The organism is Paenibacillus tyrphae, from assembly GCF_027925525.1.
GTDB classification, from domain to species: Bacteria; Bacillota; Bacilli; order Paenibacillales; family NBRC-103111; genus Paenibacillus_G; species Paenibacillus_G tyrfis_B.
Window position 1 is genome coordinate 63,983 of record NZ_BSDJ01000001.1, and the last position, 15,069, is coordinate 79,051.

15 protein-coding genes are annotated in these 15,069 nt (G+C 54.3%); 10 read left to right on the forward strand and 5 right to left on the reverse strand.

All coding sequences use genetic code 11. The features are described 5' to 3' along the window. Positions 1 to 33 precede the first annotated feature (33 nt). The 3 genes from QMG93_RS00290 (at position 34) to QMG93_RS00300 (ending at position 4,421) form a co-directional block, all read left to right on the forward strand. Positions 34 to 1,701, forward strand: a complete 1,668-nt coding sequence (locus QMG93_RS00290; protein WP_281932911.1) for an extracellular solute-binding protein — start codon at positions 34 to 36, stop codon at positions 1,699 to 1,701. An 82-nt stretch (positions 1,702 to 1,783) separates the two neighbouring features. Further along, the gene (locus QMG93_RS00295) at positions 1,784 to 2,578 is read left to right on the forward strand and encodes a response regulator transcription factor (protein WP_281932912.1); all 795 of its coding nucleotides are present in this window, start codon (positions 1,784 to 1,786) and stop codon (positions 2,576 to 2,578) included. Further along, positions 2,568 to 4,421 (forward strand): sensor histidine kinase, encoded by a 1,854-nt coding sequence (locus tag QMG93_RS00300; RefSeq protein WP_281932913.1) that lies wholly within the window; start codon positions 2,568 to 2,570, stop codon positions 4,419 to 4,421. The genes QMG93_RS00295 and QMG93_RS00300 overlap by 11 nt, the downstream gene beginning before the upstream one ends. Positions 4,422 to 4,459: 38 nt before the next feature. Here QMG93_RS00300 and QMG93_RS00305 read toward each other — a convergent pair whose 3' ends face one another. Then, positions 4,460 to 4,870 (reverse strand): AbrB/MazE/SpoVT family DNA-binding domain-containing protein, encoded by a 411-nt coding sequence (locus QMG93_RS00305; RefSeq protein WP_281932914.1) that lies wholly within the window; start codon positions 4,868 to 4,870, stop codon positions 4,460 to 4,462. Positions 4,871 to 5,051: 181 nt separating this feature from the next. On the opposite strand from QMG93_RS00305, the gene QMG93_RS00310 reads away from it, so the two are divergent. Both QMG93_RS00310 and QMG93_RS00315 read left to right on the forward strand, forming a co-directional pair. Beyond that, positions 5,052 to 5,630 carry an RNA polymerase sigma factor gene (locus tag QMG93_RS00310; protein WP_281932915.1) on the forward strand — a complete coding sequence of 193 codons (579 nt, stop codon included), beginning with the start codon at positions 5,052 to 5,054 and terminating at the stop codon, positions 5,628 to 5,630. Then, positions 5,617 to 6,402 carry a DUF4367 domain-containing protein gene (locus QMG93_RS00315; protein WP_281932916.1) on the forward strand — a complete coding sequence of 262 codons (786 nt, stop codon included), beginning with the start codon at positions 5,617 to 5,619 and terminating at the stop codon, positions 6,400 to 6,402. The genes QMG93_RS00310 and QMG93_RS00315 overlap by 14 nt, the downstream gene beginning before the upstream one ends. Positions 6,403 to 6,662: 260 nt before the next feature. Here the strand turns inward: QMG93_RS00315 and QMG93_RS00320 are convergent, their stop codons facing one another. The 3 genes from QMG93_RS00320 to QMG93_RS00330 all read right to left on the reverse strand — a co-directional run bounded on the left by QMG93_RS00320 (position 6,663) and on the right by QMG93_RS00330 (position 9,586). Beyond that, the gene (locus QMG93_RS00320; protein ID WP_281932917.1) at positions 6,663 to 6,815 is read right to left on the reverse strand and encodes a hypothetical protein; all 153 of its coding nucleotides are present in this window, start codon (positions 6,813 to 6,815) and stop codon (positions 6,663 to 6,665) included. Between the two features lie 487 nt (positions 6,816 to 7,302). After that, entirely contained in the window at positions 7,303 to 9,036 is a 1,734-nt protein-coding gene (locus tag QMG93_RS00325) for a DUF4179 domain-containing protein (RefSeq protein ID WP_281932918.1), read from the reverse strand. After that, entirely contained in the window at positions 9,017 to 9,586 is a 570-nt protein-coding gene (locus QMG93_RS00330) for an RNA polymerase sigma factor (RefSeq protein WP_010495960.1), read from the reverse strand. The genes QMG93_RS00325 and QMG93_RS00330 overlap by 20 nt, the downstream gene beginning before the upstream one ends. Positions 9,587 to 9,782: 196 nt before the next feature. On the opposite strand from QMG93_RS00330, the gene QMG93_RS00335 reads away from it, so the two are divergent. The 5 genes from QMG93_RS00335 (at position 9,783) to QMG93_RS00355 (ending at position 13,536) form a co-directional block, all read left to right on the forward strand. Further along, complete coding sequence (locus QMG93_RS00335) at positions 9,783 to 11,096, forward strand: phytoene desaturase family protein (RefSeq protein ID WP_281932919.1); 1,314 nt, start codon at positions 9,783 to 9,785, stop codon at positions 11,094 to 11,096. A 15-nt stretch (positions 11,097 to 11,111) separates the two neighbouring features. Further along, the gene (locus QMG93_RS00340) at positions 11,112 to 12,032 is read left to right on the forward strand and encodes an RNA polymerase sigma-70 factor (RefSeq protein WP_281932920.1); all 921 of its coding nucleotides are present in this window, start codon (positions 11,112 to 11,114) and stop codon (positions 12,030 to 12,032) included. Between the two features lie 141 nt (positions 12,033 to 12,173). Further along, positions 12,174 to 12,602 carry a DUF1284 domain-containing protein gene (locus QMG93_RS00345; RefSeq protein WP_281932921.1) on the forward strand — a complete coding sequence of 143 codons (429 nt, stop codon included), beginning with the start codon at positions 12,174 to 12,176 and terminating at the stop codon, positions 12,600 to 12,602. Between the two features lie 119 nt (positions 12,603 to 12,721). After that, positions 12,722 to 13,258, forward strand: coding sequence for a histidine phosphatase family protein (locus tag QMG93_RS00350; RefSeq protein WP_281932922.1), 537 nt, complete (start codon positions 12,722 to 12,724; stop codon positions 13,256 to 13,258). A 17-nt stretch (positions 13,259 to 13,275) separates the two neighbouring features. After that, on the forward strand, positions 13,276 to 13,536 hold the full coding sequence (locus QMG93_RS00355; protein WP_216792089.1) for a YqkE family protein: 261 nt from the start codon (positions 13,276 to 13,278) through the stop codon (positions 13,534 to 13,536). A gap of 82 nt (positions 13,537 to 13,618) precedes the next feature. On the opposite strand, the gene QMG93_RS00360 is transcribed toward QMG93_RS00355, so the two are convergent. After that, the gene (locus QMG93_RS00360; protein ID WP_281932923.1) at positions 13,619 to 15,055 is read right to left on the reverse strand and encodes a DUF5050 domain-containing protein; all 1,437 of its coding nucleotides are present in this window, start codon (positions 15,053 to 15,055) and stop codon (positions 13,619 to 13,621) included. Positions 15,056 to 15,069: the final 14 nt, after the last annotated feature.

Sequence of the window (15,069 nt, forward strand, 5' to 3'; positions counted from 1 at the left end):
TGAAATGACAATGGGAAAGGGGCTATACAGACAATGAACAATTGGGTCAAAAAAGGGATGGGTCCGCTGGCAGCCGTCATGGCGCTGGGGACGGTGATCTCCGGATGCTCCGGCGGGGGCAGCGCTCCTGCCGACAACAAAGCGGCGGCACCAAATGGGACACAGACACCGGCCGCCTCGTCATCGGAACCGTGGAAAATCGGCAGCGAGCCGATCAGCTTCACGCTCTTCGGCAACTATGGCTGGTACACGATGCCTCCTTGGGGCAAAGACGTATTCTCCAAGCAAGTACAAGAGCAGTACAAAATCAACATTACCGCCATTAACGCCGGGGGCAACGCGGAAGCCAAGCTGAGCACGATGATCGTGAGCAAGGACTTGCCTGATGTCATCTGGGGCGACCGCGACAAGTTCGAGCGGCTGCGTGAGAACGGCGTCCTCGTGCCGCTTGACCCGTATCTGGACAAATACCCGAACCTGAAAAAGTGGGCGGGCGACGAAATTCTGAACATGCTGCGCTCTAAAGACGGCAAGCTGTACATGTTCCCGAACTGGTACACGAACAAGCCGACAGGCAATGCCGGCTATGTCGTCAACAAGAAAATTTACGAAGAGCTCGGCAAGCCGAAGCTTGAAACGACCGACGACCTGTACAACTATCTGAAGCTCGTTAAGGAGAAATATCCGAACATCATCCCGTTCGATCCGGGCCAGGCCAAAGAAGGCAAAGGCGTCGATCTGCTGTTCTCCGCCTTCGCCGAGAACAACCCGGCGAGCTACGCGGGAACGCTGCGCGCCGTGCCGAAGGACGGCAAGTTTACGTCGCTCTTCGCCGATCCGGTGTACAAGGAAGCGATGATCTTCGTCAACAAACTGCACCGCGAGAAGCTGATGACGCAGGATGCGCTGACGCAAACGGTCGATCAAGTACGTGAGAGGCTCAACACGGGCCGTGTCGCCGTGTATGCGGATATTACCGCCACCGATTATGCTTCCAAAGCAGACGCCGAGCTTTCCAAGTCCGATCCGAATGCCGGCTACTTCATGATCTGGCCGATCCACAAGCCGGGACTGGACAAGAACAAAATCATGGTGGCCCACTACGACCGTCTGGGCTGGAACGCCGCCGCGATCACAGCGACGGCCAAGGACCCCGAGAAAATTTTTGCGGTGCTGGACTGGATGACCAGCCCGGACGGCATGCGTCAAATCGTATGGGGGCCGGAAGGCATGTATTGGAAAGGTCTGGACAGCGAAGGCTTGCCGAACTTGACGGACAAATTTTTCAGCGAGCCTGCGGAGCGCACGAAGAATATGAACGCGACGAACGACCTGCAATTCGTCGGCAACTCGACGTACAACGACAAAATCAAAGTGAAGGCCGAGCTCTCCTTGCCGGAAGAGAAGCGTTCCTGGGAAACAAAATACCAGGACGCCATTACCTGGAAGACGCATATGGACTTGACGGCGATGCGCGGAATCGAGCCGCCGCAGGATAGCCCGGAAGGGATCATTCGCGAGCGCTGGACCGAACTGTACAAGAAGGTCCGCGCCCAAGCGATTCTAGCCAAAAGCGAGCAAGAAGTGATCGAGATCATCGATAAAGGCGAGAAAGACGCGCAAACGCTCGGCATCGAGAAGCTTAACGAGTATTTGACAAAACGCTGGAAGGAAAACGAAGAGAAAATGAAGAAGAAGTAGTTCATGCGGACAAGGCAGGGTGCGCTCTCGGCGCACCTGCTTTTCCATTTCGTTCGAAGATCCAAGGCAGAGGAGGACCGACATGTACAAAGTGCTGATCGCAGACGATGAGACGCTGGATCTGGAAGGAATGAAGACGTTTATTCCCTGGGAGTCGCTCGGGATGGAGATTGTGGGTGCCGTGACGAACGGGTTCTCCGCTTGCGAGCTGATCGAGACCCAGAAGATCGATGTGCTGGTCACCGACGTCAATATGCCCAACATGTCCGGACTCGAGCTGGCGAAACGCGTGAAGGAACGGTTCCACGACGTGCGGATTGTTTTTGTCAGCGGTTACAGAGATTTTCAATATGTGAAGGAAGCCCTGACCTTGCAAGCTTACAGCTACGTGCTGAAACCGATGAACGAGGCCGAGCTCATTCAATCGCTTGAGCGTATCCGGCGGGATCTGGACGACGCCCGCAAGCGCGAGCAAGCGGAGCATGAGGTCCGGCAGATGCTGTCGGGTGGCGCAAAGTCCGCCCCATCTCCAGCTGTGGCCACGGACGGGATGGGCAAAAACGGGAAGCTGATTCAAGAAATTATCGGCATGATGCGCAGCGGACTGGATCAGCCCCTGACGCTGAAGGAAGTGGCGGATCAATTCTCGTTTTCGCCGAATTACCTCGGGCAAATTTTCAAGGAAGCGACGGGCCAGACGTTCCATGAATACCTGGTCGCGCTGCGTATGGAAAAAGCCGGGGAGCTGCTGCGCGATCCGAAGCTGCGCATTTATGAGGTGGCTTATCGGGTCGGCTACCGCTATATCCCTTATTTCAGCAAGCAATTCAAAGAAACGTACCGGATGACTCCGCTGGAATTCCGCAATGGCCAATAGTCGAATCCGGTCGGCCCTCCATCGATCGCGGCGAAACAACGCAGCCGCTTCCGAACCGGAACCGCGGTATATGCCCTTCGGGTACAAGCTGATGCTGTCCTATATGCTGCTTACCTTGGTTCACGTGATCTTGTTCGGTTATTTGGCCAATTGGATCTTCGTGGATTCGGTCCGCAAGCAGACGAGCGAGAACGTTCAGGCGGCGCTCCGCCAAATGAAGGACAATATCGAATACCGGATGAAGGATACGGTTCGTCTGTCGGATATGATCTACTACGACGAGACCGTGGCTTCCCGGCTGAGAAGATTGAACGAAGGCTACTTCGGCTACGAGTCGGTCACGCAATATTTGGAGCCCAAGTTCGATAGCGTCATCAAGGCGACGAACCACCGCATCTGGCTTGTCGTTTATTTGCGCAACGAAACGCTGCCTGAAATCTACTCATTTTATAACGATTCGGACCCGCTGACTTATGCCGGCAAGAGTTACAACATGCTGTACCTGAAACGGATCGCTGACAACTCGTGGTATAAAGACTTTCCCCCGGAACGTTACGGAGTAACCATGCAGTGGCAGCAGATCGACCGGGACGCCGAGTTCGGCAATATTTCGCTCCTGCGGCGGCTCGTGGATACGGCTTCCTTCGGCCGCCAATTGGACTTCGGCTTCATGCGGCTAACGGTCAAGCTGACGGAGATGTTCGAGACCGTCTCTCCGGACTTCGGAGAAGGCACGTCGGTTCGGATCGAGGACGGGAAAGGGCAGATTTTGTTCGAGCGGGGTGCCTGGACGGCGGGACGGATTGCCCAGGTCGGGGAAAGCAACTACTTGACGATAACCGAGCCGTTCCAAGATTTAGACTGGAAGCTTGTAGCCAGCATCCCGAAGGAATGGGTCGAGAAGGATGCGAAGAAAGTGAAGGTGCTGACCGCGGTCATCGGATCAGCCAGCTTCCTGCTCTTTCTGGGCGTAGGCGGCTTCCTGTCCCGCTATTTCTCCAAGCGGGTGTCGCGCATTGTGAGGGTGCTTGATTCGTTCCGTCACGGCAGCTTCCATAAGCGGATACGCTTCAAGGGAAAGGACGAGTTCTCGACGATCTCGCAATCCATCAACGCGATGGCGGAGCATATCGACGGGCTGATTCAACAAGTGTACGTAGCCGGCATCAAGAAGAAAGAAGCCGAGCTGGAATCGCTGCAGGCCCAGATCAACCCGCATTTTCTGTACAATACGCTATCCTCGATCAGCTTGCTGGCCAAGTTCGGGCAAGTCGAGCAGTTGCACCGGATGGTCAGCAATCTGGCGCTGTTTTACCGGCTTTCGCTCAACGAAGGGCGCACCATTATTCCGGTGGCGAACGAGCTGGAGCAAGCCAAAGCGTATCTTGATATTCAAAAGGTGAAGTATACCGACCGTCTGGACGTTTTGTTCGAGATCGAGCCGGAGCTGCTGCGCTACGAAATGGTCAAGCTGGTGCTGCAGCCATTTTTGGAAAATGTGCTGAAGCATGCCTGGACGGGCGACTGGGTGCATATCCGGGTTGCCGGCCGCCGGATCGGCGACGATATCGAGTTCCGGATCATCGATGACGGCGTCGGGATGACGCCGGACACGCTGCGGCGCATCTCGCAGTTCGACGACGGCGAAGAAGCCGGGTACGGCATCCGCAACGTACACCAACGGATCGAGCTGCATTACGGCAAGCCGTACGGCGTAAGCATCTACAGCAAGCTAGGTGTGGGGACGTCGGTGACGATCCGGCTGCCGTGCGTGCCGCGGACGGCGCCGTACGTATCCAGCCGGGCGGAGCTGGATGCCGGACGACGTTCGGAGGAGGCGTGAGGTTCGGCGATTGAAACGAGCTTCCCGTATGGGGAAGCTTATTTCAATTGCTTGAGCAATTGGCTGACCCTGCCCTGCGATATGCCAATCAGGTTACCCCATTCCGTTTGCGAAGCAGATGGATACTGCTCCTTTACTTCGGCCAGGCGGAGCATCGTATCCTTATTCCGTTTTCGTTTCGCTCCGGTTACCTGTTCGTTATTCGCGTCCAACTCCTTTAAACAGGCACTACAGATAAAACGTCCACGAAAAAAGACAGGATGCTCGGTGGAGGAGCAAAAGACACATTCCTCCGTTCGGTACTTCCGGATCAGCACCTGATTTTTTTCGTCGTCAACAAAAAATTCAATGGCATCACCAAATTCTATATTCAACGTTCGTTGCAGTTCAATCGGCAGATTAATGCGTCCTAGATGATCCAAGTGCCGGACAATGCCCGTTTTTTTCATTTTCCCGAACTCCCGTACCCTAGAATAAGCTTCGTCGTGCGAATCCTCGCACGCTTTCCATTACATATAACGATCTATCCCGAGCAAATTTGACGAAAAAAATTGCAAAAACAAGAAACTTATTACATAAAATACTCGTTCAAACAAGTGTATATAAGAGAATGGTGTTGGAGGAATATACATGGAGCAATGGCTCACATTCTTACGTAATCATTTCCATCACCTGGACAACTCATCTCAAGAATTGATCTATCATTCTTTTCGGGAACTGATCTATCACGACATATATTTTTTGTTCAGGGATCATGCCTTAGCCGAAGATGTTGTACAAGAATCATTCTTAAAAGTGGTAGAGAAAGCGCCAAGGCTGGAAAATACCGTAAATATGAAAGCTTGGCTCAAAAAAGTGGCCCGGAATACCGCATACGATTGTTTTAAAAAAAATAAAAAATACCGGCATGTATCCGACCTGCAGCTCGTTAAAGACAGTGAATACTTTTTTCCAACCGAAGTACGCACAGTGGCTGCCCAGGTGGAAGAAAAAATTCGTGACGAAATGCTTCATGAAGCCCTTAATCAATTGAATTTCAAATACAGGCATGTGCTGCTTTTGTTCTATATCGAAGAAAAGTCATACCGTGAGATCGCCCAAGAATTACAGATATCGGAACAAGCTCTCGCTCAAATCCTAACAAGGGCGCGCAAGAAATTGTTTTATTATTTCTCAAGAAAATGGGTTGATCAAGATGAATCATTTTGACCATGACGATCACGAGCTGAAGGAATTGTTGAAACGTAACCATGCCCGTGTCGAAATCCCCAATGGCGCGGTTTCCTGGCAGCAAGTACAGCACAGGCTAAAAAAGATCGGTCGCCGTAATCTATTCGTCCGACGCATCAAGCTAACGGCTGCGATTATGGCCTGCTCCTTGGTCATCAACTTTTTGATGAATGACAATTTTCCTACAACCTACGCAAATATTGCCTCGCTGCTTAAAAAGGTTCAGGGCAATATCATTGAGATTTTTTATGAGGCGCCGCCGGCTCAGGAATCTACACGCGCTAAAACCACTGCGCCTCCGGAGGAAAAGCTGCCCGCTTCGAATCGCCCTGGCAGCAGCTTCGCTCCCGAGAAGACAAGTTTGGAAGAAGCAAAAAGTAAGTTGGCCTTCCCTCTCCTGACTCCATCCTATGTACCTGAACAATTCAGGTTAGATGCCGTATTCGTAACAAAGGAATCGGACGGAACGTACCATGATGCCTACTTGGAATACCTCGATGAACATGGAGAGCTGTTAAAGATCAGCCAACGAAAAATCGAAGGAAAAACGGGGGCTATCAAAACCGATATTCATAGCGATTCAGGCGAATTTATCGACGTTTTTGTGGGAGAACATCCGGCGGTCTTATTCGTGGATCGTAATGGCAGCATAACGAGCTTGGAATGGCTGACGAAAGACCGCATTAAAATCTATATTTCCGGCCCCATCGCCAAAGAGGACATTTTGAAGATTGGAACATCACTACAGTGAGTAGCGAACAAGGGGAGCCTCCCCTGAGCTTGTTGAGAAACCCGCTTCGCGTAGAAAACTCTCTGCATACGCCGGTGGGGTATATCCCTCCAGCCGCTCTTGAAACCCGTGAACTTGATTAGAATTTGCGGTATTTTCACGGGTTTCAAAGGCGGACGTAAACTCTTACGGGATATACCCCACCTCTATTGGGCTGAGTTTTTCTACTTCCAGGGTTTCACAACACTCTGAAGGGGGAACATACCCCTGTTCGCTGCTTTTTACTCCGGAATGAGCAGGGTTGAGGAATAACGAATACCATCTTCCTTCGTACTACCGTAAGTAATCCAATGGAACGATTTCGCCCGATAATAATACCCGCTCGAAACGGACAAATTGTCGATGGTCGTATTCATCCGCGATGCCTTGCTCATCTCCGCTCTCTCCCCTGTGTATACGTCAATCCATTCACTTCCCGTCCAACGTTGTAAAACCAACTGTATCCCTACCGTATCCACTCTACGGGTGGCAATGCTTTCCCCCCATAGACTTGCCTTCCCATTCCCGTTGTAACTAATGTAGGCAGAACCGTTTTCGAGGTAATTATAATTGGGATCAAACGGGGTAAAGGAAGTGACAACTTCCGGCGGTGGCGGTGTTCGAGCTGCCATAGCTTGCCCGGGAATTGCCAGAGCAATCGCAAGCACGGCCATGATTATAGTTTTTGCAGCGAATGGTCTCAACACGGATTCCCCCTTCATATTCGATTCATTATCCTTAACGCCTTATCTGTTAAAAATCTAACGTTTTATTTTCATCACCTATCCTAGGCAGCCCGAACGCATGACAACGTCAAAAAGCTCGCTCCCGGCCGAACCGGAGGCGAGCTTTTGCATCGCTTTGTCTTGGTAATTTACCAAGTTAAGGTTTTGCTGTGATCGGCACTTCCCACTTCACATCGCGGTGCTGCTTTTGCACGGCCTTATACGTCACCGTCAATTCCTTCGGCTCCTTTTCCAGCTGCGGGATCACCAGCACGCCCTGCTGGCTGACCGTGCCGTCTGCGTTGCGGGTTGACGTTCTTTCCAGCCGTGCCTCGTACTCCTTGCCGGTCTCGTCCTTCACCTGCCATAGACTCAGCCCGACGACGTCCTTGGCCAGCTCCGCTTGAACCTCGATTACGCCCCCTGTACCGCTAACGTTCTGATTCCCGACTTTTGCTTCCGCAGGGTCCGTCTTCATGACAAAGTTGCTGAAGGTGAGCCGGGTTCCTTGGTCCTCCGCCTGAACCGGCTTTTGCTGTAATTGGGCTGGCTTCAGCTTCGCGCTAAAATTGGCCAGTTCATTCGTGTAAACGGAGTGCAGCCTGAACGTGAGCTTCCGGTCGCCGCTCATCGGCACAAACGTATGCCACAATTGCATGACCTCGTCCGTCCCCATGCCCGTAATCCCGTTTACAATCGTGTTTTTCTCGATGCTCAAGTCTTTGTCAAGCTTCAAGCCGTCGTCTTGCGCCGCAACGACTTTCCCTTGTTCGTCGACAAGCTCGTAAGCAATTTTGTATTCCTGAATGGCACGGCTGAGCTGGAATGCCAGGAATCCGCCCGGGCCCGGATTCATTTCCTCGGACAGACCGTTCTGCTTCATAATCTGCTTCTGCCGCTCGCGGACTTCGGGAGTGAGCTGGGTCTCCAGGGACAGCAGCATAGCGCTAGGCGCAAAATCGACCTTCTTGAAGTCGATCTTCAACCCTTGCGGTGACGTATACTGCTGGTTGACCGCTACCGTTTTCGTCGCCCGCTTCGCTTCGGCCATATCGATCGGAACCGTCAGCTTCCAGCTTCCTTCTTTGCCGTCTAGCTTCGCCCAATGCACCTCGGCGGTCAGTTCGTCCGGCAGCTCTCTTCCGGTGGCGGTCAGCTCGGTCAATTCCTGGCGAATCATCATATACTCGCCTTCTTTCCGCATCGTCCATCCCCCTTCCTCGGGCTTGAAGAGAGGCTTTCCGTTTTTGTCCTTAAGGACGAATTCTTGCAATCTGTTTTTCCGTTCTCCCGGCTTTAACAAATCGAAATCGATTTTGTTGCCGTTCTGGTCTATCGCTTCGCACATGACCGCAATACGCAGCGTATCCGCCAATACCTCTTTGATCCTAAGCGTGACGCCCTGATCCGTGACGTTGAGATCCAATTGCTTCGAGAAGCCTTGCTTGACAGCCTCCTTGATCCCTTGATCCACGTCTTTGCTGCTGCTGAAAATGCTTTTCACATAATCCGCGAACGTCGGCGATACGAAGGTGCCTAGCGATATAGCCACGGCCAATCCGGCCACAACAATGGTTACTTTTTTCAAAATATCCACACTCCTCTTTTTCCAATCGATACGTTTGGGTGCGGAGTCCGGCGCTTCGGCCGCTTGTGGCAGCTCGCCCGGCACGTAAGGGTCCAAGCGGTCCAATATGGCCTGGGTAAATCCATCGTCAGGCTGCACTTCTTCGAGCGCCGGATCAAAGTCGTCCAGCGAAACCAACAGCCGTTCCATTTCGTTCCGGCAATCGGCGCAGCTCTCCAAATGGCGTTCCCACTGCCTAGCTTCAAACGGAGAAAGGTCTTGGTTCAGTTCCGCGGCCAGCCGATCAGCTCTGACGCACTTCATAGATGAACTCCCCCTCTACTCCGGAATTGGACATGCTCTCCCGCAGCTTCTGCCTGGCGCGGTACAGACGCATCTGCACCGTGCTTATGGGAACCGAAAGCCGTTCCGCGATTTCCTGATAGCTTAAATGTTGCATATATCTCATCACAAACACCGCGCGCTGGCTCTGATCGAGCTCCATAATCCGCTGCTCCAACGCCTGTCTCCGTTCTTTTTCCAGATAGGCGGTTTCCGGAGTTTCTCCCTGCATGAACTCGGCGTCGAAGCCGGTGATGTCGGGTCTGCGCTTGCGCTTGCGCAGCTCGTCAATACAGCGGTTGGCCGCGATCCGGTACAGCCACGCGGAAAAGCTGTGCCCCGGCGTATACTCGTTCAAATGATTATACGCTTTAATGAACACCTCTTGGGCAATGTCCTGCGTATCCGGCGAATGACCCAGCATGCGCCGAAGCAGGGCAAATACCCTTCCCTTGTATTTATCGATAATTTGAGCGAACGCCTGTTTGTCTCCATTCAGAATCCGCTCAACGATTTCGATGTCATTGTCCATCCTGGCCCTCCCTGTCCCAAAAGGTTCGCTGCGCAGCATCTGCCTTTTGCGGCAGTTACATTATGTATGACGCTGCCGAACTGGAAATCTTTCTCCAACTGGAAAAATATTTTTTTCGCCGGCATCCGGTTCCTGTCACAAACCGCTCTCCTTGTTCGCCATAACTAGTAACAACGAATTAAAGGAGGAAATTGCCATGGATCGAAAAGAGTTCGACGCTGCCGTGATCGGCGGGGGGCTAGCGGGATGGATTTCCGCTATCGAGCTGGCGCGGGCGGGCAAATCGGTTGTCCTTCTGGAAAAATCGGACCGGATGGGCGGAAGGGCGAGAACGGTCGACAGGAACGACACACTGTTAAATCTTGGAAGCCACGCGCTGTATCGCAGCGGGGAGCTGTATGCCTTGCTACGGGAATGGGACGTACCGCTTGAGGGAGGCCCTCCCTCTTCCAAGATATCCGCCATTTGGAGCAATCGGGTCTTTCCCATGCCCGCGAGCCCGGTCAAGCTGCTCGCCTCCCGCCTGCTCTCATGGTCCGGCAAAGGCGAACTGGTACGGCTTCTGCTGAAGCTGGGCCGGACCGAACCGGACACGCCGGAGGCTGTCAGCCTCCGGGATTGGGCCGAGAAGGAAGTCCGCGATCCGATGGTGCGGCATATTTTTTACGCCCTATGCCGGACGGCCACCTACACCCTAGACCCCGACCGGCAATGGGCCGGACCGGTGCTCCGGCAGGTGCGGCGCTCGCTGAAAGACGGCGTGCTGTACTTGAACGGGGGCTGGCAGACGATCGTTGACCGCTTGGAAAAGATGGGTGCGGCCGCCGGCGTTCGCGCGATGTGCGGCAAAGCGGTACGCGCCATCGAACAAACGGACGGAGCCGTAAACCGGGTTGTCTGTGCGGACGGCGAAGCGTTCGAGCTTGCGCATGTGATCAGCACGCTGCCGCCGGCGGACACCTGCCGGTTGGTGACGAACGCGGAGCAAACCTCGCCGTACCGATGGAAGATGGAAGCCCGGCCTTCGATGGCCGCTTGTCTGGACCTCGGGCTGAAGCGGCTTCCCGTCCCCGGCAGAGATATCGCTATCGGGCTGGATCAGCCTGTGTTCTTCAGCAATCATTCGGCAGGCGCTACGCTAAGCAGGCATGATACAATAGTCGTACATTTGGTCAAATATAACGGCCCCGGCGAGAGCGATCCTCGGGCGGACGAACGCCTGCTGGAGCAAACGATGAGCCTTCTCCATCCGGGCTGGGAGCAGGAGGTCGCGGTGCGGCAGTATTTGCCCAATATGCCGGTCGTCCACGACTATATGCACCTGGGGCGCACGAACCGTTTCCCGGGTCCGGACGTACCGGACATTCAAGGGCTTTACGTAGCCGGGGACTGGGCAAGTCACGGGGAGATGCTGGCGGATGCCGCGGCGGCGAGCGCCAGAAGGGCCGCACAGCGGGTGCTTGCTGAACTGAACCGGCCGCGCGAAGAACAACCGCTGCACGACATTTGAAGGGAGCGCTTAGACATGAAGCCAGCCGAATCGGCCGGGGAGCTGTACGTTTCCTGCAAGCCCCTGCTATTTTCCCTTGCCTACCGCATGCTGGGAAGCGTGATGGATGCGGAGGACATCGTGCAGGAGGCATTCCTGTATGTGAACGAAACGAAGCTGGATCACGTGCAAAATATGAAGTCCTACCTGTGCAAGCTGGTCACGCACCGCTGCATCGACCGGCTTCGCTCGGCCAGCAAGCAGCGCGAGGTTTATGTCGGCCCTTGGCTGCCGGAGCCGCTAATCGCGGACAGGGGACAGGATGGAGAGCCGTCTCATTTCTACATGCAAAAGGAATCGCTCTCCACCGCTTATCTGCTCTTGCTGCAGCAGCTCTCGTGGAAGGAGCGAGCGGTGTTTCTGCTGCGCGAGGTGCTGCAGTACGAATATGACGAAATCGCCGATATCGTCGGCAAAAGCAGCACGAACTGCCGGCAAATCTTCCACCGCGCGAAGCGGGCGGTCAGCGGCTTGCCCGATCCCAGAGACGGACAGCCATCCAATGCGGCGCCGCCCCGCCACGGCTCGTATCCTTCGCAGGAACAAGCAGGCGACCTGATCGAACGGTTCGTCCAAGCGCTGACCACAGGCAATGTCGGGCAATTGATGGATATTTTGTCCGCGGATGCGGTGCTGTACTCCGACGGAGGCGGCAAAGTTACCGCGGCCGTTCGTCCCGTACAAAGCGCCGAACGCATTTCGCGTTTCTTCGAAGGGCTCATGGCCAAGCTGCCAGAGGCGTTCTCCTATCGCTTGGCGAACGTTAACGGCCAGCCGGGTATTGTTTGTTATTCCGGCAAGCAGCCGGTGAATGTCATTTCGTTCCAAATCCGGGAAGACCGGGTCCATGGCATTTATATCGTCGTGAATCCCGATAAATTAAAGCATGTTCTATAGCCCGTCATGGCGTACCGGCAGGAGGATCGACTCTTCTGCCGGTTTTTTGCCGTCTGATGGCATGGATGATTCGTTAACCTGAATATGATATAATTAGTTAACAATATTCTGCATGGCTATGCAGGAATGGAGAGATGCCCTATGAACAACATCCGGCTCCGCGGCCATCATTTGCTTTGCCTGCTCGGGTACCGTGGAATGGGGTACTCCGAATCGTTTTGCGACAATATGACGGCCGTATACGAAACGCTACGGAAGCAGCCAGACACCCGAATCGAGCTTGTCGAAGGCCCCGATGACATTTGCAGCGCGTTTCCGAAGGACCAGCCCCCACATTGCGACGGCCATAGCGTGTATGACCGGGACGCCCGCGTGCTGGGCAAGCTTGGGCTGCATACCGGCGCCGCGATGACGTGGGCGGACATCTGTGCCGCCGTCTCCGCGACCATGCGTCCGAACGACATCGGCCTGCTGTGCTCGACCTGTCCTTGGGAGCGTTACGGCGTCTGTAAGGACGGGGTCCGCCGGATCCGCAGCGGAAAGCCGCTACCCCCGGTCGCCAGCCGATAACCGATACGACCGCAGCAGCCGAAAAAATCGATATAGGGAAACTGGCCCTTTAACAACCAGTCCATCTCGAGGTATGATAGAGAGACGTACTTCTACAAGCAAGGATGGTTGGAACGGAAATGAAAGTCGGTTTGGTTCGGCATTATAAAGTAAAAAAGGATTATCCGTCGCAATTTTTGATCTCGGCCGGAGAACTCGATCAATGGTTCGCCGAGTATGATGAATCCGACATCGAGCTCGGTCGGACCGACCTGGCCGGCATCGAATGGAACCGCTGTTATGCCAGCGATATGTCCAGAGCGGTCCGCACGGCCGAGCACATTTATGAAGGCGAGATTACCCAATGGCAAATGCTGCGCGAGGTTCCGCCTCCGTCGTTCCGGACGAAGGTACGACTGCCGCTTATAATGTGGGCGGTGCTGATCAAAACCTCGTGGTTTACGGCTCCCCGGTCGATGCCCGAAAGCATGGCCGAAATCCGAAAACGGGCCGACGCCGTCCTGGACGAGATTTTCCGGCAGGGCGACGGGAACGTGCTTATCGTCAGCCATGCCGCCTTGATGATGACGATGAGAAAAGCGCTGCTTGCGCGCGGCTTCCGGGGACCGAAATTCGGCACGCCGGAGAACGGCAAGTTGTATTTGTTCGAAAATTAACGCGAAAGGTGAGTGCCATGGCGAAGAAAAACAAGCCGGCGGCTCCTCCAAGCGCCGCTTCCCAAGACAAACCGGCCACGCTGAAGGATTTGTTGAATCCGGACGTCGTGAGCAAACTGAAAGCGCAGGCCGATCAAATGAAGGCCGAAGCCGAGATTCAGCGCGAAGAAGCCCGAAAGCAGGCGGAAGCAGCCCGAAAGGCCGAGCAGAAGCGGCTGGACAACAACTTCGAATATTTGCTGAACAACAGCGGCATGGACTGGAAGAAGTATAAGTAAGCGCGGAAAGAAAAATAAAACCTCCATATCACGTTCAAACGTGATCTTGGAGGTTTTGTTTTGTGTCATAGGAGTGTATGGGTTACTTGCCGGGCTCCAGTTTGCGAAGCTCGTTATCCCCATCGAAAGCGGACGGATAGTACAGATCGGCGCCTGCAAAATACAGCGAGGTAGCGCGTACGTTGCCCGGAGCGGTATGTCCGGTGCCGTCGATGCGGATTTTCTCGATCGATGCCGAGCCCATGATTCCGAAGGAACCGCGGATAAAGTAAATCCAACCGTCGCGGTATTGGAAGCCGTTCAGAGGTTGATCCGACGAGTACAGAGGAATGTTCACCGTACCGTCCGCGCTCATCTTGTAAATGCCCTTCTTCGCCGAGCTGACGGTCGAATAATAAACCCAGCCGTCGATCACCGCTACGGCATTCACTTCGTCCTGCAGCTTCTTCTTGCCGGTGCCGTCGGTTTTGATCTGGAATAAGCTGTTCGGCGCATGCTCCTTGTCCGGCATCATGAAATAAATCAGGTCCCCGTCAAGGTAAAAACGGCCCCCGACCTCGCCCGAGATGATAACCGTATCCTCCGTCCCGTCGGTCTTCATCTTGTGAATGCTGTTGATCGTCAAGCCGTTGCCGGCAATGTAATAAATCCAGCCGTCCCGAACCCAAACGGAGTGAGCCCCTGCCGAACTGACCTGCGTCCGCTGCGAGCCGTCGGTTTTCATTTTGAAAATACCCAGGTTTTTATCGGCCGCCTTATCGCGGGCCGTATAATAAATCCAGTCATCCACGACGTTGATGGATAGCGCATTGTCCTCCGACAACGTCTGCTTCCCGCTGCCGTCCAGCTTCATCTTGACAAGACTGTTCGGTCCATAGTATTTGTTCGCCGGGTTCATATAGATCCAATCGCCCTGCACGGCCAATTGTCCGCCGTTCGCAAGGTTCAGCGCAGCGGTTTGCCGGGCATCAGCGTCCGGTGCTTTTTCGCAGGCTTGCACGCCGAAGCCGTTCGTCGCGTCCCAGCTCGTCGTCCAGCCGAACACATCATGGGTATAATTCCAGGTCATCGGAAAATAAACGATGTTTCGGAAAAGCAGGAGCGGGTATTGCTCCTCCGCATTGGTGATCGACTTGCCGTTCACATTGACCGGAAAGGGAACCAGCGTTGCCTGCATCCCTTTATCGCTGTTCTCCTGAGAGGTCAGGTCCTGACGGACGACAGGCTCGCAGGATTCCTGCTTCCCGATCGCAAGTCCGTTCACCGGGTCCCAAGCGGTGGTCATGCCGAGCGCCCGGGTATAGTTCCACGTCATCGGAAAATACGTAATATCGCGGTACAGCAGCAGCGGATACAAGCTGTGTTTGTTATCGACGACCGATCCATTCACCGTTACAGGAAAGCCCGGGGCCTTCACGGTCGGAGCGGATGGCGCTCCAGCGGCAGCATAAGAAGACGGCTGGCCTGCCATAAACAGCAGTCCGGCAGCCAGCAGCGAAAAACCTATTTTTCTAATCATGGTGACTCCTTTTG

Coding starts and splice junctions, on each gene's coding strand:
- QMG93_RS00290 (WP_281932911.1), top strand. CDS start 34: ATGAACAATTGGGTCAAAAAAGGGATGGGTCCGCTGGCAGCCGTCATG.
- QMG93_RS00295 (WP_281932912.1), top strand. CDS start 1,784: ATGTACAAAGTGCTGATCGCAGACGATGAGACGCTGGATCTGGAAGGA.
- QMG93_RS00300 (WP_281932913.1), top strand. CDS start 2,568: ATGGCCAATAGTCGAATCCGGTCGGCCCTCCATCGATCGCGGCGAAAC.
- QMG93_RS00305 (WP_281932914.1), bottom strand. CDS start 4,870: ATGAAAAAAACGGGCATTGTCCGGCACTTGGATCATCTAGGACGCATT.
- QMG93_RS00310 (WP_281932915.1), top strand. CDS start 5,052: ATGGAGCAATGGCTCACATTCTTACGTAATCATTTCCATCACCTGGAC.
- QMG93_RS00315 (WP_281932916.1), top strand. CDS start 5,617: ATGAATCATTTTGACCATGACGATCACGAGCTGAAGGAATTGTTGAAA.
- QMG93_RS00320 (WP_281932917.1), bottom strand. CDS start 6,815: ATGAGCAAGGCATCGCGGATGAATACGACCATCGACAATTTGTCCGTT.
- QMG93_RS00325 (WP_281932918.1), bottom strand. CDS start 9,036: ATGAAGTGCGTCAGAGCTGATCGGCTGGCCGCGGAACTGAACCAAGAC.
- QMG93_RS00330 (WP_010495960.1), bottom strand. CDS start 9,586: ATGGACAATGACATCGAAATCGTTGAGCGGATTCTGAATGGAGACAAA.
- QMG93_RS00335 (WP_281932919.1), top strand. CDS start 9,783: ATGGATCGAAAAGAGTTCGACGCTGCCGTGATCGGCGGGGGGCTAGCG.
- QMG93_RS00340 (WP_281932920.1), top strand. CDS start 11,112: ATGAAGCCAGCCGAATCGGCCGGGGAGCTGTACGTTTCCTGCAAGCCC.
- QMG93_RS00345 (WP_281932921.1), top strand. CDS start 12,174: ATGAACAACATCCGGCTCCGCGGCCATCATTTGCTTTGCCTGCTCGGG.
- QMG93_RS00350 (WP_281932922.1), top strand. CDS start 12,722: ATGAAAGTCGGTTTGGTTCGGCATTATAAAGTAAAAAAGGATTATCCG.
- QMG93_RS00355 (WP_216792089.1), top strand. CDS start 13,276: ATGGCGAAGAAAAACAAGCCGGCGGCTCCTCCAAGCGCCGCTTCCCAA.
- QMG93_RS00360 (WP_281932923.1), bottom strand. CDS start 15,055: ATGATTAGAAAAATAGGTTTTTCGCTGCTGGCTGCCGGACTGCTGTTT.